The following is a 23,836-nucleotide window of genomic DNA, read 5'->3' as shown; positions in this document are numbered from 1 at the left end:
CCCGCGTCACCCCCCCACAAAAAACCCCCCCCCGCCCCCCCCCTTACCCCGCCGCCCCCCGGGGGCGAGCGCGCAACGGCTTTGCGCGCGATACGGCAATCGGTGCGCGCTGACGCGGGCAAGGTTTCGATAGCGCCCCGCCGCAAGGGCGAGGCGTGTGGGGGCTACGCCCCGGCTTGCTGCCGCAGGTTGTGCGAAAGCGTGCCGTCCTCGACGCTGGTGATTCGCCGCCTGTGCGTCACGAAGGACGGTTCACCGACGCGCCGCCCGGCCTCGCTATGAAGCTTCCACGCCGCGCCTCAAGCCCCTTGCCCCAAGTTGCGGCAAGGGACGTTCTCGCCGGTAGTTGGGGTGTTGGCCTTGCCCGCGTCAGGGTGCAAACCGGCGAAGCCGTCACGCGGAGATGCCGAGTCGGTCATGTCTCCTTTCGGAGCAGGCGGCCCGTGCGTCCTTGTCTTGTCGTGAATCCTGGCGGGGGTGTGGCTGCGCCTTGGGCTTCATGACCGCAACCTTGCAGCGAAAACAATTTCCCCGCCGCTGCGCGGCTTCCTCGCGGGGCAAATTCTTTTCGCTTTCAGGCTCTCCACTTCGTTGCGACCGCTGCGCGGTGCGGCCCGCCCATCCCCCGCCGGCCGGATCACAACAAGGACGCACTGGCGCGACCTTGATTCACCGAAAGGAGAAACATCATGGCTAACATCGGCACTTTCACCGCAGAAAAAGACGGCTTCACCGGCACGCTCCGCACCCTGACGCTCAACGTCAAGGTCAAGCTGGTTCCCAACGACAAAGGCGACAGCGAGAACGCCCCCGACTTCCGTGTGCAGGCGGCGGGCCACGACATCGGCGCAGCGTGGAAGAAAGTCAGCAAGGCCGAACGGCCCTACGTGTCCGTGACCCTGGACGATCCTTCGTTCCCGGCAACAGTCTATGCGCGCCTGATCGAGAACGAGGACGGCACGCACGACCTGATCTGGTCGCGTAGCAAGCCGCAGTCGGCCGACTAACCGCCACCACCGCGCCCCGCCCCGTGCGGCGGGGCGCTTTCACCTAGGAGCCGAGAGCCGCCAGGCGGCTCTCCGTCTCCGTCATCAAATCCGAAGAGGAACACCCGAGCGCGCGAGCAATCTTGAGGATGAGCACGAGCGTCGGCATGTGCTCGCCGCGCTCGATCTTGCCTAGATGCGAGCGCTCGATACCGGCCTGGTTGGCCAGGTCTTCCTGTGCAACGCCGCGTTCCGTGCGCAGGGCACGCACGGCGGCTCCGAACGCCTTGGCAGGCTCGGCCTCGAAAGTTGTGGCGCCTGTGGGGCGGCCGCGCTGAATGGAACGCTTCTGCATAGGCAGAAGCGTCGATTGACACGCCAATTAAAACCACGTTAAAGATAACTCATTACGCGCTGTTGCGTTTACCATCACCGGAGGCTTTACGCGGTTGCGCAAAGCCGATTCGGCGCTTTTGTGGGTTTGATGATTTCCGCAAATGTGTATCCGTGGCTTTACTGGCTTCCACACATCCGCATCGGCGCTTGTGCGCTTCAACGGATGCGTGGACATGCGTGTCCGTGCTTTCGTACGAAACCACGGAAGCGGATCGGCGGATACGCTCATCCGTGCGAAAGCGCATGCATCCCTTGGCGGTTGCGTGCGCTTTCGCACCGGCGCTGACACAAACCAGGCCGATACTGCGCGGTGCGATCCTTGCATGGGGACATCACCATGACGCCCCTCATCACCGACGACGAACGCGCGCAACTACTGGCCAACGGCCACGCTCGCGCTGCTGCGTCGAATTTCGATCCGATGCCGGTGGTCAGGCTGTTCACCCCGGACGCCCACGCGATCTGGTTGCTGGCCGCGCTCGATCCGACCGATAGCGATACCGCATGGGGTCTGTGCGATGTCGGCATCGGCATGCCCGAGCTGGGCACGATCCGGCTGTCGGATCTCGCATCCATCGTCGGCCCACTGAATCGGCCGGTCCTGCGGGATCGTTTTTTTCGGGCCACGCGCTGCCTGTCGGAATACACCCGACTGGCAAAACTCAATGGATCGATCCCGGACTGATGGACGACGGCGCAGCCCTGCAAGCCATCGCCAAACCTGGCGCATTGTGTCTATTTCGGTCTTGCGTGAGACCGGCTCGGCCTTAATCGGGATTACCGCACCATCGGGGTGCGTATCAGACCCAAAGAGTCGTTATCGCTTTCCCGATTTTATGCACGCTAGCGGGTGCCACGCGCGCAAAAGCGGTGCGCGCGGCCATCGTACCCGGACGAGCCACGCAATACACCGGAACAAAACGGTCTTGATCTTCCCAACCGCTTGCTGATCGTCATGATGCTTTGACGATCGCACTTCGGTTCGTGGCCGCTCTCGGCGATGCCCTGTGTCCAACAGGAGTCCGCGTCATGACCGATTCGCCTGAAGCCTGGCAACCCAGCGCCGCCTACCTGTACGTGCTGCATCTGGACGGCCCGGCACTCGCCTGGGAATACCTGCGTCGCAACCCGGACTACCGCCGCGACTGGTGGCGCTATCGCCGCCGTGCCAGCGCCGTCTTTGCCGCCCGGCGCTGGGGCCTATACCGGCTGGAGAATCCAGGCCTGGATGCGCTTGATGCGCATCCGGCGTGGTGTTCCGAGCCGGCAGGCACGATGCAGTTCCATCCCGACTTGGCACCGGCGGGCGACGCAGTGCCGTTCGACTTGTGGAGCATCGCCGGCCACAAGCACCTGTTCCATGACGGCCAGCACCTGTCACTGACCGCCTGGCTGCCGGGGCGCTGGCAGCGCTTCGCACTTGCCCCGGCGCTGGAACATGGCATGCCCTATGTCCACGCACTCCACGATGGTGATTCGCCGCCGCTCACGGGAAGCACGTCTTCGTCGTGGGCTCGAAGCTGGGTGCGGCCGGGTCGCGCTGCGCTGCTTGAGCCGCACACTTTGCAAACGCTGGATGGCACGCTGGCCGGCGCCACGTTGCGCGAGGTGGCTGAATCGCTGTACGGGTCGGCAACCGTCGCGGCCGACTGGCACGCTGACAGCGCACTGCGCGCCCGCGTGCGCCGACTCGCTCAGCGCGGCGCGGTGCTGATGCGTGGCGACTACCGCCGCCTACTCCAGCACGCGCCAACCCTACAGGGACGTTTGCACGGGCCTGCAAAACGTCCCTGAGCAAGTCGCCGATCTTTCCCGAGACTGCCTCCATCCGGCCGCGCTGTCGCGGCTGGCGCTCTCAACTGATGGAGGCTCACCCCATGCGACCCGCTCCCGTGCGGCCCTATGCCGCCCACACCGCCACCCAGCAACCCGCCACAACCGCCCAACCGCCGCGCTACCTGACCAACGACGAGGCCGCCGAATACCTGCGGCTATCGCCGCGAACGCTGGAGAAACAACGCGTGATCGGCGGTGGTCCGCGCTTCCGCAAATTCGGCCGGCGCGTCATGTACGCCGTCGCCGACCTCGACGCTTGGGCCGACCAGCGCAGTTTCGAGGCCACGTCCGATCCCGAGTACGCCGAGCGCCACTCGGCGGACAGCCGTGCGCGCTGACCGGCGGCGCGCGGGCGGCCATCGCCATGTCCCGACCGGCACACGAACAGCTTGCGCTGTTCCGCGCGCTGCCGGGGGACATGGCGCCACGCGACAGTCAGGATTTGATGGCCTTTCCGTTTTTCTCGCTGGCGAAGTCGCGGCGCACAGCGCCGATCGACTTCCAGGCCGGCGGCGTGACCATTCGTGTGGAAGGCACAGCGGAGCATGGCATCGCCACCATCTGGGATGCGGACATTCTGATCTGGGCCGCCAGCCAGATCGTCGAAGCCCGCGACGCGGGCATTCCGACCTCGCGGCTGATGCAGGCCACACCCTACGAGATCCTGCGCTTCATCGGGCGCGGTACGTCGCTACGCGACTACCAGCGCCTCAAGGCCGCGCTCGATCGTCTGCAATCGACCACGGTGGCCACGTCGATCCGGGAAACGACCGGACGGCGCCTGCATCGCTTTTCGTGGATCAACGAGTGGAAGGAACAGGCCGATACGCGCGGCGTGCCACTGGGCATCGAATTGATCCTGCCAGACTGGTTCTATGCGGGTGTGCTCGATGCCGCGCTGGTGCTGACCATCGACCCGGCATATTTTCGGCTCACGGGTGGCATCGAGCGTTGGCTGTATCGCCTCGTGCGCAAACACGGCGGACGCCAGGCCGGCGGCTGGCAGTTCGACTTCGCGTACCTGTATCGCAAGTCTGGCAGCATGGCCCGGTTTTACGACTTCGCCGCCGACTTGCGTTCGTTGGTGAAGAAGCAGTCCATGCCCGGCTATGTGCTTGGCATCGAGTGGAAGGCCGGTCGCAAAGCGGAGCTGCTGACCTTCCAGCCCGTGCCGTACACGGCACGGGGATAACTTGGGGACAAGCGGTGAATAGCCTCGTGCTATCAGGCGTGCGAGGTATCGTGCTATCAGGCAACAAATCCTCGTGCTATCAGGCAACAAAATCGGCCGCAAACCCAATAACGGCGTGGGTTTACGCGCTCTCTAACTTACCTAACTTAAAAACACTAACTGGTAGTAGAGCCACGCCGTCGCAGTGGACAACTGCCGAAACGCAAAAGCAACGGCAACGCCAACAGCCCAAACCGTTGCGTTTCGCCGGCCGATCAACGAGCCGTTTTCCGTCATGGAGAACCGTCTCATGATCGTCGCGCTGCTCAACCAGAAAGGCGGCGTCGGCAAGACCACGCTCGCCACCCACATCGCCGGCGAGCTGGCGATGCGTGGCTCGCACGTCATCCTGCTCGATGCCGACCCGCAAGGCTCTGCATTGGACTGGACGCAGCGCAGAAGCCAGCAAGGCTTGCCACGGCTGTTCAGCGCCGTGGGCCTTGCACGCGAGACGCTGCACCAGGAAGCGCCCGAGCTGGCCCGCCGCGCCGATCACGTCGTCATCGACGGCCCGCCGCGCATCGCCGCCTTGGCGCGCTCCGCGCTGCTGGCGGCTGAGCGCGTGCTGATCCCGGTGCAGCCCAGCCCCTACGACTTGTGGGCGTCTGCCGAGATGGTGGCGCTGATCCGCGAAGCGCAGGTATTCCGGCCTGTGCTTCGCGCGGCCTTTGTCGTCAATCGGCGCGTGAGCACCACCGTCATCGGCCGCGAGGCGCGCAGCGCGCTCGCCGAGCAGCCGCTGCCGGCGCTGCGCTCGGAAGTGCATCAGCGAATCGTCTTCGCCGACAGCGTGGCCGCTGGCCGGCTTGCCAGCGAGACAGCACCCGACTGCGCCGCCGCACGCGAGATCGCGGCGCTTACGGATGAACTGTTGCGGTGGCCGACATGACGATCGCGCGCGGCAAACGCATCGGCATCGGCGCACGTCCGCCGGCGAACCCTCACGCCGAGGCGTGGGTTCGCCAGGGCGATGCCGACGGCCTCCAGAAAGGCGATCTCTACACCGCGCGCCTGACCCTCGACATCACGCCCGCGATGCGGGCGCGCATCAAGGTGTCCGCGTTCACGCGCGGCGTGACGGTGGCCGAACTGCTGCGCGCGCTGCTGGAACGCGAATTCCCGGAGAACCCCCAATGAACGCGCAACTTTCGGCGGCCACGGCCGCGCCGCTGTCTTCGCTCGCGGTGTCCGCTGGCCGGACCAGCACCGCGTCGCTGACCCTCGTATCGCTCGCCTACATCGAGCAGCGCATCAACCTGTATCTGCGTTTCGGCGAACCGGCACGCACCGTTCGGCTCGATCGTTGGCGTCGCGTCGCAGTGTTCCTGCCGGGCGCCGTGTTCTGCCGCATTCGCTGGCAGGCCAACGACTACGGCACGATCCGTTGGCAACTCATGGTGATGCAGGCTTGCACGCCACTGGACGCGGTACAGCGCATCCCCGCCGTGCGGCCCGGCGCGCGGTTGCTGCTGCACGCCGAGGGCGAGCCGGTCGTACGCGCCGTGCTGACGCAGTTCGATGCCATCGAGGCGCAAGGCATCGCGCCAGCCGACGTGTCGCCCGCGTACTGGCGCACGCTCGCCAACCGGCTCGCTGCGCGCTTACCGCTGCCCGTGTACACGGCCGAGCGGCATGCTGCCTGGTTGGCCGGGAAGGCACTGTCATGAAGACCGATTTTGCTCCTGTCGCCGCGTCGCGTCCTCGCTCGCGCCTGCGCGCTCGCATCGTCGTGGCGACATTGGCTGCCGTCGGCTTCGCTGCGCTGGCCTGGGCGTCCTGGATGTCGCCGTTGCCGCGTCTGACTTACAACCCGACCGACAGCGTGGCGGTCGGCTGGTATCGCATCGAACCACTCGACCATCGTGCTTCCTCGTTGCCACGCCTGCTGTCCGTAGGCAGCATCGTGCTTGTTCCGCTGCCGGCCGAAGCCGCCGAGCTGGCAGCGCAGCGCGGCTACCTGCCGACGCGCGTTCCGTTGCTCAAACGCGTGGGCGCCGTGTCGCCGCAGAAGGTGTGCATCGCCAGTAGCATCGTCCGCATCGACGGCGTGCCTTCGGCCGCTGTGCTGCGGGCCGATCGGCTAGGCCGGCCGCTGCCATTCTGGCAGCAGTGCCGCCGCCTCGAACCCGGCGAACTGTTCCTGTTGAGCGCGACCAACCCGGCGTCGTTCGACAGCCGCTATTTCGGCCCGGTCAGCGCATCCACCGTGATCGGTGTCGCGCATCCGGTCTGGCTGGAGACGCGACGATGATGGCTGCCGATTCGTTGCATGGCGTTGTGCATTCGATCGTGCCATCCGGCATGTCGTCCTGCTGGCCGTCGCCATGTCGTCGCACGTGTCGTGCGAGCGCATTCGCGCCGCACTTCGCGCGACCTCTGGCTCGGCTTTCCCACGTGCAGGCGTCTTACCTCGAACGTGCCCGGCCTGTGGCAGTGGTCACGTTCGCCGGCGAGCTGGCTGCGAGCAGCGCAGCGACGCCGGGGCGCCGACGCCCGGAGCGACAGCGAAGGGCAAAGGCGGAGGGCAAGATAAAAGGTCGCGGCACATCGCCGCTTGAAAATCTTGTCTGCACGTGGGGGGAGCGCGGCACGCGCCACGGGGCAGCAGCGTGCCGCGAAGGTGCGCAACGCCGCATCGGCGTTGGCGAAGTCGCGTGCTTCGTCCGCTGGACTGCGACGGTTTTGGATGGAGCCGCCCCATGAGCAACCGCGACGACGACCGTTTCCGCGTCCGGCCTGGTGCTCCGAAACAGCGCGGCGATGCCTACGTCAACAAGGTGCTGCGGCAGGCCAACAAGGCCGGCGCGAAGCTCGGCAAGGCGGCCAGCAAGGTCGGCCAGCGGCCCGGTTCTCGGCTGGGTCGCGGCCATGTCGCGGCGCGCTTCGCTGGGCGGGGACTTGGGGCAAATACGCGGCGCGTGACGATCAAGGCCCGGCTGGTGAATCTGGCGCAGGCTGGGCCGCATTCGACCGCCGCGCACCTTCGCTACATCGAGCGCGAAGGCGTCGATCGCCAGGGCGGGCCGGGCCATGCCTACGGGCCGACGACCGACGATGCCGACCTCGAAGCGTTCAAGGAGCGCGGCGCCGACGATCGTCACCAGTTCCGGTTCATCGTCTCGCCGGAGGATGCCGAACAGCTCGACGACCTACGCACCTACACCCGGCACCTGATGGCGCGCATGGAGGCCGACCTGGGCACGCGGCTGGAGTGGGTGGCGGTCGATCACTGGAACACCGACAACCCCCACACGCACGTCGTCCTGCGCGGCAAGGACGACGCCGGCAAAGACCTCATCATTTCCCGCGACTACATCGCCGAGGGGATGCGCCGGCGGGCATCGGAGCTGGCAACTGAATGGCTGGGGCCGCGCACCGAGTTGGAGATGCAACGCGCTATGCAGCGCGAAGTCGATCAGGAGCGGTGGACGGGGCTGGATCGCAGCTTGCGGCGCGAGGCTGGCGACGATGGCTTGGTGCTCGTCGAACGCTTCGCCGAACCCCGGCTGCAACGCCAGCGGCAAGTGCTAATCGGCCGTCTGCAACGCTTGCAGCGCATGGGGCTGGCGACCGAGCCGCAGCCGGGCGTGTGGGCCATCCATGCCGAGGCTGAGCCGACCCTGCGGGCGATGGGTGAGCGCGGCGACATCATCCGCACCATGCAGCGGGCCATGAGCGGTAGGCAACGCGAGGTGACCGTCTTCCAACCCGGCGAGAATGGCCGCGCCGTTGTCGGTCGCGTCGTCGGCAAGGGGCTGGTCGACGAGCTGCACGACAGGGGCTACCTAATCGTCGATGGCACGGACGGCAAGGCGCACTACGTCGCGCTGCCGCCGCGGTCGGAACTGGAGCAGTACCCGACCGGTGCCGTGGTGGAAGTGAAAGGCGCGACCGACGTGCGCGCCGCTGACCGTAACATCGCCGCGTTGGCCGTCGATGGCGTATACCGCACCGATCACCACCTGGCCGTCGCGCAAGGTCAGGCTACGTCCGACCGCGACCCGCGCGAGGTGGTGGCCGCCCATGTTCGCCGGCTCGAAGCCCTGCGCCGTGCCGCCATCGTCGAGCGCGAGGCCGAAGGTGTCTGGCGCATCCCAGGCGACCTGGCGGAACGAGGCCGCCAGTACGACGCGCAGCGGCTCGGCGGCAGCGTGGCGGTGGAGCTGAAATCGTACCTGCCTATCGAACGACAGGCCCGCGTGATCGGCGCAACCTGGCTCGACCAGCAGTTGATCGGCGGTGGCAAGGGGCTGGGCGAACTGGGCTTTGGTGCTGAGGTCAAGGACGCGTTGCGGGAGCGCGCCGACTTCCTGACCGAACAGGGATTGGCCGAGCATCGTGGGCAGCGCGTCATCCTCGCACGCAACCTGCTGGCGACGCTGCGCGGGCGCGAGCTGGCGCAGGCCACGAAGGACATTGCCGCTGAAACCGGCCTGGCGCATCGGCCAGTGGCCGACGGGCAGCGCGTGGTCGGTATCTACCGGCGTTCCGTCATGCTCGCCAGCGGTCGCTACGCGATGCTCGATGACGGTATGGGCTTCTCGCTGGTGCCGTGGAAGCCTGTGATAGAGCCGAGGTTTGGGCAGCAGCTCGCCGCGAAGGTGCGCAATGGTAGCGTGTCTTGGGAGATTGGACGACAACGAGATCCAACAATTGGCTGACTGAACGCGGTAGATCCTTGATCTGCGATGTGCATTGCGTAGGTTTCGCATTGGATCTGAAGGCGAGACCTGTCCAATGCGTCAATCGACAGATTGCTCGCTTCCTTGTCTTACGGGCGTTTCCACGATCCCGTGGCGCACATTACTCAGTCGTTGCAAAATCAGCAAGCCGACAACGGTAAGGCCTCCGCCCGCCAGAAAGTCCACGTTCATTCCCGCGTGATCCGCGATTACACCGCCGACCGCAGACCCTACGGCAATCGCCACCTGGATCACACTGACAAACATTGCCGAGCCTGCTTCGAGAAGGTCCGCGGTGGTGCGTTGAATCCACATACTGAACAAGAGCGGCAACGCACCAAGCGCAATGCCCCAAATTAACATCGCTACACTTTCACCAATCCGTGAGTGTTCGAAAAGCATCATCATCACGATCGCGCACAGCAATAGCGCGGTCAGTCCCGCAATGAAAGCCGTGAGTCTTTTTGTTGCGGCTACCGACAGAATCGCGTTCGAAAAAAATCCAATGACACCGAACGCAAGGAGCAGCAGCGTCATCTCATTGATCGTGAAGTCCTGAAGCAGGAGTGGTGCGATATAGGTGAACGTCACAAAATGTGCGCCGAAAATCAGGGCGATCATGAGCATAGATAACTGGATTTGCCGACGGTGCGCCAACGAAATGAAGTCGGTCACATTCACGGCCGCTACCGACGGCAGAGATGGCACAAGAAACGCCTGTGCGACCAGCGCGATTGCGACAAGCCCCCCGGTCGCCAAGAACGACGCTCGCCACGAAATAAGAGTTGCGACAAACGTGCCAAAAGGGACTCCCACTACCGTCGCGAAGGCGATGCCGGTGAGAATGATTGCGGTGGCTCTCGCAGAATCGTGCGGCTGAACGAGCCGCGCAGCGGCAGCAATGGCGAGCGTCCAGAAACCACCAAGCGCAGCGCCGAGCATCGCACGCCCGACGAGCATTGTCGCAAGATTTTGAGACGCAGCCGACACGACGTTCGACGCGAGCAAAACGGCGGTGAGTAGCAGGAGCACGTTGCGTCGATCAAGTCGACCGGCAAGGATCATCAGAGTGGGCGCAGAAAAGGCTGCCATTACGCCAGGCACCGTGACCATGAGGCCTGCCACACCCGACTGGACACCGAGCGCGGCTGCGATCTGTGGGAGCAGGCCTACCGGTAGAACTTCCGCAGTTACAAAGGCAAAAGCGCTGATAGCGACCGCGATAGCGGAAAGCCACTGACGCAGACTTGTAGCGACCTCGGCCTGTGGGGAGTGGTTAGATGGCATAAGAAGTTGTGCGGGGGAGGAGTTTCGCGTTAGATCGCCGTGATCGGCTTTCAGCAGTTCCGATCGCGTGATGGCTGGATCTGCAGATCAACCCGGCCGAGGCACGCCGACGGTAATAACGGAGACTAACTTATGCGGGAAATTCGTAGTAGCATGAAGAATTGAGTATCTTAAATTCAATTTCTGAATGAATGACCGATTTTATTCCTTGCAGTTGTTTGCCCGCGTCGCGCGGACCGGCAGCTTTTCCATCGCCGGGCGCGAGCTGGGCATCTCCCAGCCGACCGCCTCGCGGATCGTGGCGGCACTCGAAAAGCAGGTCGGTGCAGCGCTGCTTGTGCGAACAACGCGTGCTGTCACCCTGACGGAGGCGGGGACAGACTATCTGGCACGGGTGGAGGCGATTCTCGCCGCACTGGACGAGGCCGACCACGCGGCTCGGGGCACGGGGGAACTGCGCGGTGTACTTCGGATCGCGCTGTCCACGTCTTTAGCGCTTAGATGCGTACTGCCTCGGCTACCGCGCTTTACCGAGCAGCATCCTAATCTTCGCGTCGAGTTCCTTCTGAACGACGAAAAACAGGATCTCGTCAACGATGCCGTTGATGTTGCGCTGCGTGTCGGCAGTCTGGGCGACTCGTCGGCCGTCGCCAGAAAGGTTGGCGTCGTGCATAGAGTGCTGGCGGCTTCGCCCGACTACCTCGCCAAGGCTGGCGTACCACGCACTCCCTCCGATCTGAGCGATTTCTCGATCATTGTCGGGCCGGCTGGCCGAGGGATGGAGGGATGGGTTTTCAAGAAGAACGGTAAGACCACATCAGTCCGTGTAGATGGACGGTTCATCCTGAATGGCGGTGAAGGTGCAACCGCCGCAGCGGTTGCCGGTCTAGGCATTATTTCGGCGGGTGCTCTCGGTATGCTCAAGGAGTTACGAAGTGGACTCCTGGTCCGAGTACTCCCCGACTGGGAACTGGGTTCGGCCGACATTCACGTGATCCTGCCAGCGGGTCGAGCGGCCAAACCTTCTGCCAGAGCCTTCTCGGATTTCATCAGTGCCGAATTCGGGGAGCTGGACGTGCTATGGAATGAACACCAAGCGTCATGCCGTGCGCGTGATACGGAATCTGAGTTCTCTTGATGCCGCAGCGGCCACTGCGAATGCTGAGCAAATATATTCATAAATTGAATATATGAAAGTCATGTTTCTCCTCTACCGCGTCTTAGGCGAATAAAAGATCATCTCCATCGTGGTCAGGGAGGTTTGCATCCCTGTATTCCGATAGGAGATGCAACATGACATTGCAGGCCAGGCTCGACGCGTTCACCAACGACCTAGTAAGCAGCGGCGCAATTCCCCAGCCGCTCGTTACTGCGCTGAGAGACGGTATCGCAGAACAAATTGCCAGTGGCCAGGCCGATCATGCGCTCAAGGCCGGCGATGACGCACCGTCGTTCGTGCTGCCGAACGAAAGCGGCACGTCGGTCAGCTCCGCCAAACTGCTCGCCAAAGGGCCTCTGGTCGTCAGCTTCTATCGCGGCGTCTGGTGTCCCTACTGCAACATCGAACTACAGGCGCTCGAAGAAGCCCGCGCCGAGATAGAGGCGCGCGGCGCAGCACTCGTCGCCGTGTCGATGCAGAACGCTGCGAATAGCCGTAAGTCCGCGCGCGAGAACAAGCTCGGCTTTCCGATCCTGATCGATGCCGGCGGCAAGGTCGCCGACGCCTTCGGTCTTCGATACGCGCTCTCACCCAAGACAGTCGAACTCTACCGCACCCTCGGCAACGATCTGGAGGCGATCAACGGAGAAGCGAGCTGGTCGCTGCCGATGCCCGCTCGCTTCGTGATCGGCCAGGGCGGCGTCATTGCCTACGCCGAGATCAATCCCGACTACACGCGCCGTCCCGAACCCGATCACCTTTTTCCGATCCTCGATCAACTCGCCCGTGCCAAGGGCGGTTGATACGCCGGGAATGTCCCAACCTCAACTGAAAATGGATGGCTTTATGTCTGAATATCTTCTCGATCTCACCAAAGAGTTTGCCGGTCGTCGTGTCCTTGTCACGGGCGGAACGCGCGGCATCGGCGCGGCCACCGCGCAGCGCTTCATCGACGGCGGCGCGAAGGTCGTTGTCACCGCCCGGAACACACATGCCGAAACGCCGAAGAGCGCGACGTTCATCGCTGGCGACACGCGCACGCTGGAAGGCGCGCAAAAGGTTGCTAGGGAGGCAATCGCCGCGCTCGGCGGTCTCGACATCCTGATCAACAATGCCGGCGCCGCCCGACTCCATCTGCCGGCCTCGACTGCGATCTCGGACGAGGAATGGGTCGATAGCCTGAACATCAACTTCCTGGCCGCTCTACGCATCACCTACGCATCGCTGGACGAACTGGTTAAGACGAAGGGTTCGATCGTCAATGTCACTGCCGGCGGCCGCATTGCATTCGGTGGCCCGATGGCGCACTACGGCGCCGCCAAGGCCGCGCTGAACAACTGGTCGGAATCGCTCGCCAAGGAGGTGGCGCCGAAGGGTGTGCGCGTCAACATCGTGTCGCCCGGACCGATCATCACCCCCGGCGGTGACGAGGTTCGCAACACCATCACTCAGGCAATGGGTATCACCGACGCGCAGTTCTTCGCCACGGTGCCGCTCGAAGGCCGTGCCGGCAAGGCCCAAGATTTGGCGGAAGCCATCGTCTTCCTGGCGTCGCAGCGGGCCTCCTACATCACCGGCGATACGCTCTTTGTCGGTGGTGGTTGGGGCACCTTGGCCGGTATCTGACCACAGCGCCCGCCGCCGGATCTGCTGACACTCCGTATCAACACCGGGCGGCGGGCCTCCCGGCTTCCCAGCGAGAAAGCGAAATATGATCGACCTGCATTATTGGACCACGCCGAACGGCCACAAGATCACGATGTTTTTGGAAGAGACCGGGCTTCCCTACAACATCGTGCCCATCAACCTCGTCAAGAACGAACAGTTCGAGCCGAAATTTCTGGAAATCGCGCCCAATAACAAGATGCCCGCGATCATGGATCACGATCCAATCGGCGGCGGTGCTCCGATCAGCATCTTCGAGTCCGGCGCCATTCTTCAATATCTCGCCGAAAAGACCGGCAAGCTGATGCCACAGGACATCCGCGCCCGCGTCGAAGTCAATCAGTGGCTGTTCTGGCAAGTGGCTGGCCTCGGTCCGATGGCGGGGCAGCTCATTTTCTTTCTGCGTAGCTCGGAGAAGTATCCCTTCGGCATCGAGCGTTTCACGAAAGAAACTCAACGCCTCTATGGTGTGCTCAATAAGCGCCTCGAAGAACGGGACTGGCTCGCCGGCGATGCTTATTCGATCGCAGACATCGCCGTCTATACCTGGGCGGCACCCTACAGCCTGTTCGGTTTGGATCTTGATGAATATCCGGCCATCGAGCGCTGGCTCGAAGCGATCGCCTCGCGACCGGCGACCGAGCGCGCCTATGCCATCGCCAAAGACCTCAATCCTCTGGCACCCCAGCCCGTCAGACGCGCGGAGCGCGAAGCGGCCAGGCTTGCGAGCTGACCCTCATCAACCATTGTCACTGACGAAATTGGAGAAAAGATTATGAGCAAAATTCTTGTCACGGGTGCGAGCGGCGATATCGGCCGGAAGACCATCCTGCATCTGCTGAAAAAGCGGCCCGCGAGCGATCTGATCGGGCTGGTCCGTGATCCGGCGAAGGCGAAGGATTTGGCGGCGCTCGGCGTCGAGCTTCGCCAGGGCGACTATCTGGATCGTGAATCCCTGAAGCGCGCTTTCGTCGGCGTCGAGAAGTTGATGTTGGTTTCGGCACACGCCTTCACCGATCGCAAGACGGCTCACGCCAACGTGATCGACGTAGCGGTCGAGGCGGGCGTCCGGTTCCTCGTCTACATGCCGATTTATCGTAAAGCTGGCTCGACCTTCGTCATGAAAGAAATCACCGAAGAGGATATCTTCACGGTCGAGAAGCTGCGGTCATCGGGTCTAACCTATACGCTTGTTCAGCACCCGCCGTTCATGGAGCCCGCCATCATGTATGCCGGGCCGAATGCTGTAGAGACGGGTGTTCGGGTGCCGGCGGGTAACGGCAAGTTCACTGCGGCGACTCGCGACGATCTGGCTGCGGCTCATGCGACAGTCTTGGCCGAACCGGGGCACGAAGGCAAAACCTACTACCTGTCGGGCTCACCGGCAGTCTCGTGGGCCGATATTGCCCGGATTCTGTCAGAGGTCCACGGCAAGGATGTGCCCTACATCGCGATCTCGGATGAGGAATACATCAAGTCGATGCAAGGGCTCGGCTTCCCCGATTTTGTCGCCCCGTTCATTCTGAAGTGGGTTCAGGGCATGAACCAGGGCGAGTGGGAGGAGGTCACCGACGATCTCGAAACGCTTATCGGCCACAAGCCCACGACGCCCGCCGAGTATTTGCGTTCGGTCGCGGAGGCGGCCAAAGCCCAAGGGAGCGCGTCATGAAGATAGGCTTCATCGGTGCGAGCACGGTCGCCCAAACGATCGCGAAGCATGTCCTACCTCTCGGGCATCAGGTCATGCTCAGCAACTCGCGCGGGCCGGATTCCCTCGCTGACGTGGTGAAGGAGCTTGGCGCCGGCGCGACGGCCGGAACACCCCAGCAAGTTGCGGAGCAGGATATTGTCGTGCTCGCGGTCAGGTGGTCCAGCGTGCAGCCGGCACTGTTCGGTGTTCCGGACTGGAAGGGGCGCATCCTTGTCGATGCCACGAACCGGGTCGCCAGCTACACGCCGCTGTCCCTGGGCGATATATCGGGGCGAACGTCCAGCGAGATCGTCGCGGACCTCGCTCCTGGAGCGAAGGTCGTCAAGGCGTTCAACTCCGTGCCGATGTCGTGGATTTCCGACTTCTCGGCCACGAAGCCGCGCACCGTCCTGTTCATTTCTGGGGACGCCGCCGATGCCAAGCAGCCGGTCAGCAACCTCGTTGAGGAAGTCGGCTTTAGCTGCATCGATCTCGGCTCTCTCGCGGTCGGTGGGCGACTCCAACAGCTCGGCGGCCCGCTCGCGGGTGTCCGGCTCACTTTCGGCGAAAGGTTCGTGCTATGAAGGCTCTCGTTTATGAAAAGGCGCACAGCCTTGCTGACTTCGCGATCCATCTTGCGGATGTCGAAGAACCGGCGCTGCGTGACCAAGACGTATTGGTCGAGGTGCGAGCCATCGGCGTCAATCCTGGCGAAGCGGCCATCCGCAGCATGAAGAGCGCCGAACCTGGTGGCCGTGTTCTGTTGGGTTGGGAGTTCGCCGGTATCGTGGTGGGCGCAGGCCCCGCAGTCGAGCGCTTCAAGGTCGGTGATCGGGTTTTCGGCACCGGCGATATGACACGCGACGGGGCTTGGGCGGAGCGCGTGGCCGTCGATCATCGGATCGTCGCCCACGTACCTGACCAGCTCTCGTTCACCGATGCGGCAAGCTTGCCGATCGGCGCCGTGACGGCATGGGAGGCAGTTTTCCGCGACCAGGACGTGCTGCCGTCCGGCGTGGATCGCGTGCTCGTGCTGGGCGGCGCGGGCGCTGTCGGTTCACTTGCGACGCAACTTCTGAAGGCCAGGACCACGGCGTTCGTCATCAGTACCGGCTCACGTCCGGACTCGAAGAAGTGGTGCAAGCGGATGGGTGCCGATCTGGTGCTCGACCACAGCGCCGACATCGCCGAACAGCTTGGCGCGGCAGGCATCCCGCATGTCGATTGGGTACTCTCCACGGCGAAGTCTGCCGATAACATCGGCTGGATCGCAAACGTACTACGCCCTTTCGGCCATCTCTCCGTCGTGGATGGCGGCCCACCGCTCGATGTCCGCCCGCTCGCGCCGAAAGCAGCCTCGCTCCATCTGGAGATGGTATTCAGCAGGATCATCTACGGCAGCGAGCCGGAACGGCAGGGAAGAATCCTGGCAACCGTTGCCGCGCTCGTCGTCGAGGGTCGCGTGAAGCCGATTATGACGACGCTGCTGGAGGGCCTCACGGCCGAAACGATGAAAGCTGCCCACGAACTCGTCGCATCCGGCAGGACGGTCGGAAAGGTCGTGATCGCAATCTGACTAATAGGAACGAAGAGTATTTCGTCCGAACGAGGGCTTGAAAAAACGACTGCCTCTGATCGACGGCGCGACGGTGTGACTGGAAACTGGATGGAAATACGCCGTCTACGCTGTTTCATTGCGGTCGCCGAGGAATTGCATTTCCCGCGCGGCGGAACGACTGCACATTGAGCAGTCGCCGCAGTCTCGGGCGATCTACTTAGATTCGAGGACGCCAATTCATTGCTGCGAGCATTTAAGTGGATATCCCCTACATCCCCGATGTTGCATCAGAGGGCGATCCGGTGAAGTCTCGCCAGTGCCCGCTAGGTAGGCTCACCGGCATCGCCGGACCGATAGCCTTTTTCATCAGCGACGGTGTCCGCTTCGCCACCGGCCGAGTACTCGTGGTCGATGGCAGGCTGGTGCGACTCTGATCGACAGCATCAACCTATTCTGAGTTCGGCTTTGCTGGACGCTACTCAAGAGGAGTCTTCGATGGCAACCGTCTTGTGCGTACTTTACCCCGATCCGATCGACGGCTATCCGCCGCGCTATGTTCGGGACGCTATCCCGGTCATCACCCATTACGCCGACGGCCAGACCGCGCCGACGCCGAAAGAGCCTCTCGGGTTCAAGCCGGGCGAACTCGTTGGGTGCGTGTCCGGCGCGCTCGGGCTGCATCAGTACATGGAGGCGAGCGGGCATAGATTCATCGTGACGAGCGACAAGGATGGCCCTGACTCGGAATTCGAGAAATGGTTGCCCGAGGCCGATGTGGTGATCTCACAGCCGTTCTGGCCCGCCTACCTGAGCGCCGAGCGGATCGCGAAGGCGAAGAAGCTGAAGCTCGCGCTAACGGCTGGCATCGGCTCCGATCACGTTGATCTCGCGGCCGCCGCCCGTGCGAACATCGTCGTCGCCGAAGTAACCGGCTCGAACAGCATCGGCGTCGCCGAGCACGTCGTGATGAGCACGCTTGCGCTGGTCCGTAATTTCCTGCCGTCACATCGGTTCGCGGAGCAAGGCGGCTGGAACATCGCCGATTGCGTATCGCGCAGCTATGACATCGAGGGGATGCATTTCGGCACGGTAGGCGCTGGCCGCATTGGCCTCGCGGTCCTACGCCGGCTGAAACCGTTTGGCCTAACCCTGCACTACACGCAGCGCCATCGCCTCGGCGCGGACGTCGAGCGAGAGCTGGATCTGATCTACCATCCGGACGCGGCATCGCTCGCAAGCGCCGTTGACATTGTTAATTTGCAGATTCCACTGTATCCGTCGACGGAAAACCTATTCGACGCGGCAATGCTCGCGCGCATGAGACGCGGCGCCTATCTAATCAACACTGCGCGCGCACAACTCGTCGATCGCGACGCGGTCGTGGACGCGGTCACGTCCGGTCATCTGGCAGGCTATGCGGGCGACGTGTGGTTTCCGGAACCGGCACCCGCCAACCATCCGTGGCGCACGATGCCGTTCAACGGGATGACGCCACACGTTTCCGGTACGTCGCTATCTGGGCAGGCGCGCTATGCGGCCGGCACGCTGGAGATCCTGCAATGCTTTTTCGATGGCAAGCCGATCCGGCCAGAATATCTGATCGTCGATAACGGCACTTTGGCAGGTACGGGTGCAAAGTCCTACGAAATGAAGTGAACCCGGCTGCTATCGCTGACCTCGTTGCCTTCGGCGCCGGTACGGATGCGCGCTATGCGATAGGGCAGACGCTAGAGGTTGGCGGTGGCTCGATGCGATTGTGAAAAAGAAAAGCTGGCCGCTTAAACAACGCAATTCGCGACTTGGGCTGGCTGGGGCGAGCGATGACTTATGGAATTGCGCCACTTACGATGCTTTATTGCAGTCGCCGAAGAACTACATTTCGCTCGGGCAGCGGAGCGACTGCACATTGAACAGTCGCCGCTGTCGCGGGCGATCAAGGAACTGGAAGAAGATCTGGGCGCCCAACTCTTTGTGCGCACTACGCGCAGCACTCGCCTAACCCGCGCAGGAAAGCTGTTTCTTGAGTACGTGCCGCGTGTCTTTACGGCGTTGCAGCAGGCACGCGATAGCGTGAAGGCCGCTGCCAATGGCTTCCATAGCCAGTTGAGGGTCGCGCTCTCGGATGGCATCCCAACGGCGCGCTTCTCGACCTTTCTGGCGTTGTGCCGCGAAGAAGAACCGGAAATAGAAATACGTCTATTCGAGGTTCCGCTGGCGCAGCAGATCAAAGGGCTGCACGACGATTTGTACGACGTAGGGTTCTCGCGGTCGGATGAGGTCGGCGACGGCATCATAGCTGAGGCCGTTTGGAATGATCCCCTGGTGGTAGCGGTGCCAGCTCGCCATCCTCTGCTAGCGCACAAACGCATCCCTCTGGAAGAAGTGCTGCGCCATCCGCTGGTACTTGGTGATCCCCATACCTGCGAAGGTTATACCCGACAGCTCGAACGTGTGCTGCGCCGGGTCGATCAAGAACCTTTAATTGCTGAACGGGTGGCATCCATTGACCTGATGATGGCGTTGGTGGCGGCCGGTTTCGCCTTGGGTCTGGCTGGTGCTTCTCAGATCGCCGCCTGCCGCGAGCCGGGCGTGGTAGCTCGGCTGCTTGACGGACCGCCGGCCACGTTAACCACTTATTTGCTATATCTGGATAGCGAGCCTTCAGAGGCACTGGCTCGTTTCATTGAGAGAGCCAGTACGCTTGAATCATCCGCTACAAAGAAACCCGTCGCTTTATCTGACTCCACCGCTTCTGAGGACGTCGAGCCATGAACAAGATCACGTTGCTGATGCTCGTTTTGGCACTGACGGGCTGTGGCAAATCAGAACCCAATGATACGGTGGACTCGCTAATTTCTCATCCAGATCGACTCCGTGAAGTCGAAAGACAGTGTACGGACAGTGACGCCAAAATGCCTGCTGCTGAATGCAGCGCTGCATCTGAAGCAAGGCATCGGCTGTTCATCGGCAGGGGTCCGCAATACACGCCGTCTAAAGATGCTCCAAAGTTCTGATTCTTTGGTTGCGCAACACATTGGCTGACTTCGTTGGCGCTTGCGCTGTCACACGCAGAAATGTGCTGTGACGCGCAGCGCATTTTCCCAGCTAGAAATCTTGCATTTTCGATCTTTTTTATCGCCATAACGGTCTTTGACCAGCACTGACCCGGCACCGATGCTCCTGGCTATGCGGCACGTCTTCGCCGCATGACGCAGGTGGAAGTCGGAGGCCGGCATGAACGGGACCAGTGTGTTGTTCGGCCAGATGCTGACGGTGTTCGGCATCGTGGTCGCGGGAACTTGGGGTGCTACCCAATGGACCGCCGCACATCTGGGCTACCAGCTACGCCTTGGCTCGCCCTGGTTCGACTACCTTGGCATTCCGTTCTATCACCCGTGGCGGCTGTTCGAGTGGTGGTACTGGTATGACGCCTATGCGCCGCGCCTGTTCCTCACGGGCGGTGCTATCGCGGCGACCAGCGGAGTTGCCGCCGCCTTCGTCGCCATCGGCATGTCGGTGTGGCGCGCGCGGCAATCGCGCCTCGTCACCACCTACGGTTCGGCGCGATGGGCCGATGCCCGCGACATTCGCAAGGCTAGCCTGACGCAACCGGCAGGTGTCTTTCTCGGCCTGCATGACGGCCACTACCTGCGCCACGAAGGCCCGGAGCACGTCCTGACCTTCGCGCCGACACGATCGGGCAAAGGCGTGGGTTTGGTGATTCCCACGCTGTTGAGCTGGCCAGCATCCGCTGTCATCCATGACATCAAGGGTGAGAACTGGACCATCACCGCGGGCTGGCGCTCGCGCTTCTCGCATTGCCTGCTGTTTAACCCGACCGATGCGAAGTCGGCCGCGTATAACCCGCTGCTCGAAGTCCGGCGCGGCGCGCATGAAGTACGCGACGTGCAGAACATCGCCGACATCCTGGTCGACCCCGAGGGTGCGCTCGAACGCCGCAATCATTGGGAAAAGACTTCGCACGCGCTGCTGGTCGGAGCCATCCTGCACGTGCTCTATGCAGGCGAAGACAAGACGCTGCGCGGGGTCGCCAACTTCCTGTCCGATCCGGCATGCCCGTTCGAGCTGACGCTGCACCGGATGATGACGACGAAGCACCTCGGCGACACGCCGCATCCCGTCGTCGCGTCCGCTGCGCGCGAAGTGCTCAACAAGTCGGACAATGAGCGGTCGGGCGTGCTGTCCACGGCCATGTCGTTCCTCGGCCTGTACCGTGATCCCACGGTAGCCGAAGTCACCTCGCGCTGTGACTGGCGCATCGCCGACCTGATCGCGTCAGAGCATCCCGTCTCGCTGTATCTGGTTGTGCCGCCTTCGGACATCAGCCGCACGAAACCGCTGATACGTCTGATCCTCAACCAGATTGGCCGGCGTCTGACCGAATCGCTCGACGGTAGCGACGGTATCGCACGCCGCTACAAGCTGCTGCTGATGCTCGACGAATTTCCGGCACTCGGCAGGCTTGATTTCTTCGAGACGGCACTCGCGTTCATGGCCGGCTACGGCATTCGCAGCTTCCTCATCGCGCAATCGCTCAACCAGATTGATAAAGCCTACGGCCAGAATCACTCGATTCTCGATAACTGCCATGTGCGCGTGACGTTCGCCACGAATGACGAACGCACCGCCAAGCGCATTTCCGAAACGCTTGGCACGGCCACCGAACTGCGCGCGCAACGCAACTATGCCGGCCACCGGCTCGCGCCGTGGCTGGGTCATCTCATGGTGTCGCGGCAGGAGACCGCACGTCCGCTGTTGACGCCCGGCGAAGTAATGCAGCTCCCGCCCGACGAGGCCGTGGTGATGGTGTCCAGTGTCGCGCCGATCAGGGCGAAGAAGCTGCGCTACTACAGCGACGGCAATTTCAAACGCCGCGTGCTGCCGCCGCCCGTACTCGCCGTCGGGCACTACGCCGATGTGCCGACCGTTCGTCCCGACGACTGGAGCGGGTTGGCTATTCCCACTGTACCGGCTGCGCCGGTCGCCGCTGGCCTGGTCGACGAGGATGACGGCACCGCTGACGACGGTGGCCTGCGCCGGCAACCGGAGCTATCGGAAATCTCCGAATACAGCCCCGAACAGCAGGCCGCCGACAGCGACCTCGCGCTGCTCGACGACGACCTGCCGCTGCCGCTCCCTCGCCAGTTCGACCCGGCCATGCAGCGCACGGCCCGGCTGGCATCCCTCGATCACGACGATGGACTCCAGCTATGAGCCAGTACCGCCTCAACCTGTTCATTCTGCCCGAGCACGCCAGGCGTCTCGACGAGCTGGCGACGAAGAAAGGCGTGTCGAAGTCGTCGATCGTTGCGGCGGCGCTCGCGTCCTGGCTCTCGCCCGACGCGGGCGACCAGCGCGAGGCGGCCATTGCCAAACGACTCGACCGACTCTCGCGCCAGTTCGAGAAGCTGGAGCGCGACCAGAACATCGAGATCGAGACGTTGGCGCTATTCGTCCGCTACTTCCTCACGGTCAGCACGCCCGTTCCCGAAGCTCATCAGGATGCCGCTCGTGCGCAGGGCAAAGCGCGTTTCGAGCAGTTCGTCGAACAGCTCGGCCGCCACCTGATGCGCGGGCGCAGCCTCGTGCGCGAGGTGGTGGAGGAGCTGAACCCCGACGCCGAACGGCTGAACGATGCGGCAGCGCAGGCCGAAGCGCAGGAGCGTGCCTCATGAGCGCGCAGCCCCAATCTTTCGCTACCACGTCGCTCGACCGGCGCATCCGCATGTTGCGCACGGCAATGGGGCCGCTGATCGCTGCCGCGCTCGAAGACCCGGACGTGGTGGAAATCATGCTCAATCCCGACCACACGCTCTGGGTCGATCGCCTGTCATCGGGCCGCGCGCCGATGGGTGCCGAGCTGTCCGAGGCGGAGGGCGAGCGCATCATCCGTCTGGTTGCCGCGCACGTCGGCGCGGAAGTCCATCGCGGTCAGCCGCTGCTGACCGCCGAATTGCCCGAAACCGGAGAACGGTTCGAGGGCATTTTGCCGCCCGCTGCGCCAGGGCCGGCCTTCGCACTGCGCAAGCGCGCGGTCGGTGTCATTCCGCTGGATCGGTACATCGCCGACGGCATGATGACCGCCGAGCAGGCTGCGTTCCTGCGCGACGCGGTGCGCGAGCGCCAGAACATCCTGATCGCCGGCGGCACCAGTACCGGCAAGACCACGCTCGCCAATGCTCTGCTCGCGGAAATCGCCGCCACCGGCGACCGCGTGCTGGTGCTCGAAGACACCATCGAACTGCAATGCACGGCACGCGACCACGTACCGCTGCGCACGCGCGCCGGCGTCGTGTCCATGACCGAGCTGGTGCGCGCCACGATGCGCCTGCGTCCCGACCGCGTGATCGTCGGCGAGGTACGCGGTGGCGAGGCGCTGGATCTCATCAAGGTGTGGGGCACCGGCCACCCAGGCGGCATTGCCACGATCCACGCCGGTTCCGCGCTGGGCGCGCTGCTGCGCCTCGAACAACTAATTCTCGAAGTTGCCGTGAATCCGCCGCGCGCGCTGATCGCCGAGGCGGTGAATGTCGTCATCCACATCGCTGGGCGTGGCCGTCGCCGCCGCATCGAACGCATCGCCCGTGTGACCGGCTTCGATGCCACTAGCTATCAGCTCTGCGACGCCATGCCGTCGCCATCCGATCCAGCCCCGTCTTCGCTTCCCACCGGAGAACTCTGATGAGCCATGTCCATGTTCTGCGCTTTTCCGTAAATCCGCTTCCACGTCTTCGTCGCCTGGTCCAGCCCGCACGGCAGGGTTTGATGCTGGCCGTCGTGATGCTCGCGCTGACCAGCACGGCGAAAGCCAGCGGCTCGAACATGCCGTGGGAAGCGCCGCTGCAATCCATCCTCGACTCGATCCAGGGGCCAGTTGCCAAGATCGTCGCCGTCATCATCATCATCGTGACGGGCCTCACGCTCGCGTTTGGCGACACCAGCGGCGGCTTCCGGCGCCTGATCCAGATCGTGTTCGGACTCTCGATCGCCTTCGCCGCATCGTCTTTCTTCTTGTCGTTCTTCAGTTTCTCCGGCGGCGCGGTGGTGGCATGAACGAGCCAGCCACCATCACCCTCGGCTTCGAGGTGCCGCTGCATCGGTCGCTCACCGAGCCGATCCTGATGGGCGGTGCGCCGCGCACCGTGGCGATCGCCAACGGCACGCTCGCCGCTGCCGTCGGGCTTGGCCTGCAACTGTGGATTCCAGGCATGGCGCTGTGGCTGATCGGCCATTCGCTCGCTGTGTGGGGCGCAAAAGTCGATCCGCAGTTCATGCAGGTCTTCGCGCGGCATCTGAAGCACAAATCGCTGCTGGACGTGTGAGGA

The 23,836-nt window shown here is 63.3% G+C and carries 27 protein-coding genes and 1 pseudogene; 26 read left to right on the top strand and 2 right to left on the bottom strand.

Going from position 1 to position 23,836, the window contains the following annotated elements; all coding sequences use genetic code 11:
• Window positions 1-689: 689 nt before the first annotated feature.
• Window positions 690-1,007 carry a DUF736 domain-containing protein gene (locus LPA34_RS07280; protein WP_228976471.1) on the top strand — a complete coding sequence of 106 codons (318 nt, stop codon included), beginning with the start codon at window positions 690-692 and terminating at the stop codon, window positions 1,005-1,007.
• Window positions 1,008-1,050: 43 nt separating this feature from the next.
• Here LPA34_RS07280 and LPA34_RS07275 read toward each other — a convergent pair whose 3' ends face one another.
• A complete protein-coding gene (locus LPA34_RS07275) occupies window positions 1,051-1,341 on the bottom strand; it encodes a helix-turn-helix domain-containing protein (protein ID WP_228976470.1) in 291 nt (96 codons plus the stop codon).
• Between the two features lie 378 nt (window positions 1,342-1,719).
• Here LPA34_RS07275 and LPA34_RS07270 point away from each other — a divergent pair, with 378 nt between their 5' ends.
• The 9 genes from LPA34_RS07270 to LPA34_RS07230 all read left to right on the top strand — a co-directional run bounded on the left by LPA34_RS07270 (window position 1,720) and on the right by LPA34_RS07230 (window position 9,110).
• Window positions 1,720-2,067, top strand: coding sequence for a DUF2958 domain-containing protein (locus tag LPA34_RS07270; protein WP_228976469.1), 348 nt, complete (start codon window positions 1,720-1,722; stop codon window positions 2,065-2,067).
• A gap of 344 nt (window positions 2,068-2,411) precedes the next feature.
• The gene (locus LPA34_RS07265; protein WP_228976468.1) at window positions 2,412-3,176 is read left to right on the top strand and encodes a DUF2285 domain-containing protein; all 765 of its coding nucleotides are present in this window, start codon (window positions 2,412-2,414) and stop codon (window positions 3,174-3,176) included.
• Between the two features lie 83 nt (window positions 3,177-3,259).
• Complete coding sequence (locus tag LPA34_RS07260; RefSeq protein WP_228976466.1) at window positions 3,260-3,556, top strand: helix-turn-helix transcriptional regulator; 297 nt, start codon at window positions 3,260-3,262, stop codon at window positions 3,554-3,556.
• Between the two features lie 26 nt (window positions 3,557-3,582).
• The gene (locus LPA34_RS07255) at window positions 3,583-4,410 is read left to right on the top strand and encodes a replication initiator protein A (RefSeq protein WP_228976465.1); all 828 of its coding nucleotides are present in this window, start codon (window positions 3,583-3,585) and stop codon (window positions 4,408-4,410) included.
• Window positions 4,411-4,699: 289 nt separating this feature from the next.
• Entirely contained in the window at window positions 4,700-5,338 is a 639-nt protein-coding gene (gene parA / locus LPA34_RS07250; protein WP_228976463.1) for a ParA family partition ATPase, read from the top strand.
• On the top strand, window positions 5,335-5,586 hold the full coding sequence (locus tag LPA34_RS07245; RefSeq protein ID WP_228976462.1) for a chromosome partitioning protein ParB: 252 nt from the start codon (window positions 5,335-5,337) through the stop codon (window positions 5,584-5,586). Before parA ends, LPA34_RS07245 begins: the two co-directional genes overlap by 4 nt.
• The gene (locus tag LPA34_RS07240) at window positions 5,583-6,116 is read left to right on the top strand and encodes a DUF2840 domain-containing protein (protein WP_228976460.1); all 534 of its coding nucleotides are present in this window, start codon (window positions 5,583-5,585) and stop codon (window positions 6,114-6,116) included. The genes LPA34_RS07245 and LPA34_RS07240 overlap by 4 nt, the downstream gene beginning before the upstream one ends.
• A complete protein-coding gene (locus LPA34_RS07235) occupies window positions 6,113-6,700 on the top strand; it encodes a S26 family signal peptidase (protein ID WP_228976457.1) in 588 nt (195 codons plus the stop codon). The genes LPA34_RS07240 and LPA34_RS07235 overlap by 4 nt, the downstream gene beginning before the upstream one ends.
• Before the next feature lie 448 nt (window positions 6,701-7,148).
• Window positions 7,149-9,110, top strand: a complete 1,962-nt coding sequence (locus LPA34_RS07230; RefSeq protein WP_228976456.1) for a relaxase/mobilization nuclease domain-containing protein — start codon at window positions 7,149-7,151, stop codon at window positions 9,108-9,110.
• 81 nt (window positions 9,111-9,191) lie between these two features.
• Here the strand turns inward: LPA34_RS07230 and LPA34_RS07225 are convergent, their stop codons facing one another.
• Window positions 9,192-10,418 (bottom strand): MFS transporter, encoded by a 1,227-nt coding sequence (locus LPA34_RS07225; protein WP_228976454.1) that lies wholly within the window; start codon window positions 10,416-10,418, stop codon window positions 9,192-9,194.
• Window positions 10,419-10,605: 187 nt separating this feature from the next.
• Between LPA34_RS07225 and LPA34_RS07220 the strand changes: the two genes are divergently transcribed.
• The 16 genes and pseudogenes from LPA34_RS07220 (at window position 10,606) to LPA34_RS07145 (ending at window position 23,833) form a co-directional block, all read left to right on the top strand.
• The gene (locus LPA34_RS07220) at window positions 10,606-11,556 is read left to right on the top strand and encodes a LysR family transcriptional regulator (RefSeq protein WP_228976452.1); all 951 of its coding nucleotides are present in this window, start codon (window positions 10,606-10,608) and stop codon (window positions 11,554-11,556) included.
• Window positions 11,557-11,711: 155 nt separating this feature from the next.
• Complete coding sequence (locus LPA34_RS07215; protein WP_228976450.1) at window positions 11,712-12,380, top strand: peroxiredoxin-like family protein; 669 nt, start codon at window positions 11,712-11,714, stop codon at window positions 12,378-12,380.
• A gap of 10 nt (window positions 12,381-12,390) precedes the next feature.
• Window positions 12,391-13,203 carry an oxidoreductase gene (locus tag LPA34_RS07210; protein ID WP_228976448.1) on the top strand — a complete coding sequence of 271 codons (813 nt, stop codon included), beginning with the start codon at window positions 12,391-12,393 and terminating at the stop codon, window positions 13,201-13,203.
• Window positions 13,204-13,288: 85 nt separating this feature from the next.
• Window positions 13,289-13,975, top strand: a complete 687-nt coding sequence (locus LPA34_RS07205) for a glutathione binding-like protein (RefSeq protein ID WP_228976447.1) — start codon at window positions 13,289-13,291, stop codon at window positions 13,973-13,975.
• A gap of 42 nt (window positions 13,976-14,017) precedes the next feature.
• A complete protein-coding gene (locus tag LPA34_RS07200) occupies window positions 14,018-14,911 on the top strand; it encodes an SDR family oxidoreductase (protein ID WP_228976445.1) in 894 nt (297 codons plus the stop codon).
• Window positions 14,908-15,516: an NADPH-dependent F420 reductase gene (locus LPA34_RS07195; protein WP_228976443.1), complete on the top strand. Its 609-nt coding sequence runs from the start codon at window positions 14,908-14,910 to the stop codon at window positions 15,514-15,516. Before LPA34_RS07200 ends, LPA34_RS07195 begins: the two co-directional genes overlap by 4 nt.
• The gene (locus tag LPA34_RS07190) at window positions 15,513-16,508 is read left to right on the top strand and encodes a zinc-binding alcohol dehydrogenase family protein (protein ID WP_228976440.1); all 996 of its coding nucleotides are present in this window, start codon (window positions 15,513-15,515) and stop codon (window positions 16,506-16,508) included. The genes LPA34_RS07195 and LPA34_RS07190 overlap by 4 nt, the downstream gene beginning before the upstream one ends.
• Window positions 16,509-16,598: 90 nt before the next feature.
• Window positions 16,599-16,704: pseudogene (locus tag LPA34_RS07185) on the top strand (LysR family transcriptional regulator); the annotation flags it as partial.
• 281 nt (window positions 16,705-16,985) lie between these two features.
• Window positions 16,986-18,146, top strand: coding sequence for an NAD-dependent formate dehydrogenase (locus tag LPA34_RS07180; RefSeq protein ID WP_228976482.1), 1,161 nt, complete (start codon window positions 16,986-16,988; stop codon window positions 18,144-18,146).
• A gap of 171 nt (window positions 18,147-18,317) precedes the next feature.
• On the top strand, window positions 18,318-19,262 hold the full coding sequence (locus LPA34_RS07175) for a LysR family transcriptional regulator (RefSeq protein WP_228976437.1): 945 nt from the start codon (window positions 18,318-18,320) through the stop codon (window positions 19,260-19,262).
• Complete coding sequence (locus LPA34_RS07170) at window positions 19,259-19,504, top strand: EexN family lipoprotein (protein ID WP_228976435.1); 246 nt, start codon at window positions 19,259-19,261, stop codon at window positions 19,502-19,504. The genes LPA34_RS07175 and LPA34_RS07170 overlap by 4 nt, the downstream gene beginning before the upstream one ends.
• A gap of 220 nt (window positions 19,505-19,724) precedes the next feature.
• Complete coding sequence (locus tag LPA34_RS07165) at window positions 19,725-21,725, top strand: conjugal transfer protein TraG (RefSeq protein ID WP_228976434.1); 2,001 nt, start codon at window positions 19,725-19,727, stop codon at window positions 21,723-21,725.
• Window positions 21,722-22,186: a CopG family transcriptional regulator gene (locus tag LPA34_RS07160; RefSeq protein ID WP_228976432.1), complete on the top strand. Its 465-nt coding sequence runs from the start codon at window positions 21,722-21,724 to the stop codon at window positions 22,184-22,186. Before LPA34_RS07165 ends, LPA34_RS07160 begins: the two co-directional genes overlap by 4 nt.
• Window positions 22,183-23,193, top strand: coding sequence for a P-type conjugative transfer ATPase TrbB (gene trbB, locus LPA34_RS07155; protein WP_228976430.1), 1,011 nt, complete (start codon window positions 22,183-22,185; stop codon window positions 23,191-23,193). Before LPA34_RS07160 ends, trbB begins: the two co-directional genes overlap by 4 nt.
• The gene (locus LPA34_RS07150) at window positions 23,193-23,564 is read left to right on the top strand and encodes a TrbC/VirB2 family type IV secretion system protein (protein ID WP_228976428.1); all 372 of its coding nucleotides are present in this window, start codon (window positions 23,193-23,195) and stop codon (window positions 23,562-23,564) included. The genes trbB and LPA34_RS07150 overlap by 1 nt, the downstream gene beginning before the upstream one ends.
• Complete coding sequence (locus LPA34_RS07145) at window positions 23,561-23,833, top strand: VirB3 family type IV secretion system protein (protein ID WP_228976427.1); 273 nt, start codon at window positions 23,561-23,563, stop codon at window positions 23,831-23,833. The genes LPA34_RS07150 and LPA34_RS07145 overlap by 4 nt, the downstream gene beginning before the upstream one ends.
• The last annotated feature ends 3 nt before the right edge of the window (window positions 23,834-23,836 follow it).

This window comes from Paraburkholderia gardini (genome assembly GCF_907164575.1).
Lineage (GTDB): Bacteria > Pseudomonadota > Gammaproteobacteria > Burkholderiales > Burkholderiaceae > Paraburkholderia > Paraburkholderia gardini.
This window is presented reverse-complemented; position numbering and strand designations above follow the sequence as displayed.

What these genes read in the sequence shown, in the direction of transcription:
- LPA34_RS07235 (WP_228976457.1), top strand. Translation starts at nt 6,113, where the DNA reads ATGAAGACCGATTTTGCTCCTGTCGCCGCGTCGCGTCCTCGCTCGCGC.
- LPA34_RS07145 (WP_228976427.1), top strand. Translation starts at nt 23,561, where the DNA reads ATGAACGAGCCAGCCACCATCACCCTCGGCTTCGAGGTGCCGCTGCAT.
- LPA34_RS07225 (WP_228976454.1), bottom strand. Translation starts at nt 10,418, where the DNA reads ATGCCATCTAACCACTCCCCACAGGCCGAGGTCGCTACAAGTCTGCGT.
- LPA34_RS07265 (WP_228976468.1), top strand. Translation starts at nt 2,412, where the DNA reads ATGACCGATTCGCCTGAAGCCTGGCAACCCAGCGCCGCCTACCTGTAC.
- LPA34_RS07200 (WP_228976445.1), top strand. Translation starts at nt 14,018, where the DNA reads ATGAGCAAAATTCTTGTCACGGGTGCGAGCGGCGATATCGGCCGGAAG.
- parA (WP_228976463.1), top strand. Translation starts at nt 4,700, where the DNA reads ATGATCGTCGCGCTGCTCAACCAGAAAGGCGGCGTCGGCAAGACCACG.
- LPA34_RS07195 (WP_228976443.1), top strand. Translation starts at nt 14,908, where the DNA reads ATGAAGATAGGCTTCATCGGTGCGAGCACGGTCGCCCAAACGATCGCG.
- LPA34_RS07165 (WP_228976434.1), top strand. Translation starts at nt 19,725, where the DNA reads ATGAACGGGACCAGTGTGTTGTTCGGCCAGATGCTGACGGTGTTCGGC.
- LPA34_RS07175 (WP_228976437.1), top strand. Translation starts at nt 18,318, where the DNA reads ATGGAATTGCGCCACTTACGATGCTTTATTGCAGTCGCCGAAGAACTA.
- LPA34_RS07240 (WP_228976460.1), top strand. Translation starts at nt 5,583, where the DNA reads ATGAACGCGCAACTTTCGGCGGCCACGGCCGCGCCGCTGTCTTCGCTC.
- LPA34_RS07275 (WP_228976470.1), bottom strand. Translation starts at nt 1,341, where the DNA reads ATGCAGAAGCGTTCCATTCAGCGCGGCCGCCCCACAGGCGCCACAACT.
- LPA34_RS07270 (WP_228976469.1), top strand. Translation starts at nt 1,720, where the DNA reads ATGACGCCCCTCATCACCGACGACGAACGCGCGCAACTACTGGCCAAC.
- LPA34_RS07205 (WP_228976447.1), top strand. Translation starts at nt 13,289, where the DNA reads ATGATCGACCTGCATTATTGGACCACGCCGAACGGCCACAAGATCACG.
- LPA34_RS07215 (WP_228976450.1), top strand. Translation starts at nt 11,712, where the DNA reads ATGACATTGCAGGCCAGGCTCGACGCGTTCACCAACGACCTAGTAAGC.
- LPA34_RS07220 (WP_228976452.1), top strand. Translation starts at nt 10,606, where the DNA reads ATGAATGACCGATTTTATTCCTTGCAGTTGTTTGCCCGCGTCGCGCGG.
- LPA34_RS07210 (WP_228976448.1), top strand. Translation starts at nt 12,391, where the DNA reads ATGTCCCAACCTCAACTGAAAATGGATGGCTTTATGTCTGAATATCTT.
- LPA34_RS07180 (WP_228976482.1), top strand. Translation starts at nt 16,986, where the DNA reads ATGGCAACCGTCTTGTGCGTACTTTACCCCGATCCGATCGACGGCTAT.
- LPA34_RS07260 (WP_228976466.1), top strand. Translation starts at nt 3,260, where the DNA reads ATGCGACCCGCTCCCGTGCGGCCCTATGCCGCCCACACCGCCACCCAG.
- LPA34_RS07255 (WP_228976465.1), top strand. Translation starts at nt 3,583, where the DNA reads ATGTCCCGACCGGCACACGAACAGCTTGCGCTGTTCCGCGCGCTGCCG.
- LPA34_RS07280 (WP_228976471.1), top strand. Translation starts at nt 690, where the DNA reads ATGGCTAACATCGGCACTTTCACCGCAGAAAAAGACGGCTTCACCGGC.
- LPA34_RS07170 (WP_228976435.1), top strand. Translation starts at nt 19,259, where the DNA reads ATGAACAAGATCACGTTGCTGATGCTCGTTTTGGCACTGACGGGCTGT.
- LPA34_RS07160 (WP_228976432.1), top strand. Translation starts at nt 21,722, where the DNA reads ATGAGCCAGTACCGCCTCAACCTGTTCATTCTGCCCGAGCACGCCAGG.
- LPA34_RS07190 (WP_228976440.1), top strand. Translation starts at nt 15,513, where the DNA reads ATGAAGGCTCTCGTTTATGAAAAGGCGCACAGCCTTGCTGACTTCGCG.
- LPA34_RS07150 (WP_228976428.1), top strand. Translation starts at nt 23,193, where the DNA reads ATGAGCCATGTCCATGTTCTGCGCTTTTCCGTAAATCCGCTTCCACGT.
- LPA34_RS07245 (WP_228976462.1), top strand. Translation starts at nt 5,335, where the DNA reads ATGACGATCGCGCGCGGCAAACGCATCGGCATCGGCGCACGTCCGCCG.
- LPA34_RS07230 (WP_228976456.1), top strand. Translation starts at nt 7,149, where the DNA reads ATGAGCAACCGCGACGACGACCGTTTCCGCGTCCGGCCTGGTGCTCCG.
- trbB (WP_228976430.1), top strand. Translation starts at nt 22,183, where the DNA reads ATGAGCGCGCAGCCCCAATCTTTCGCTACCACGTCGCTCGACCGGCGC.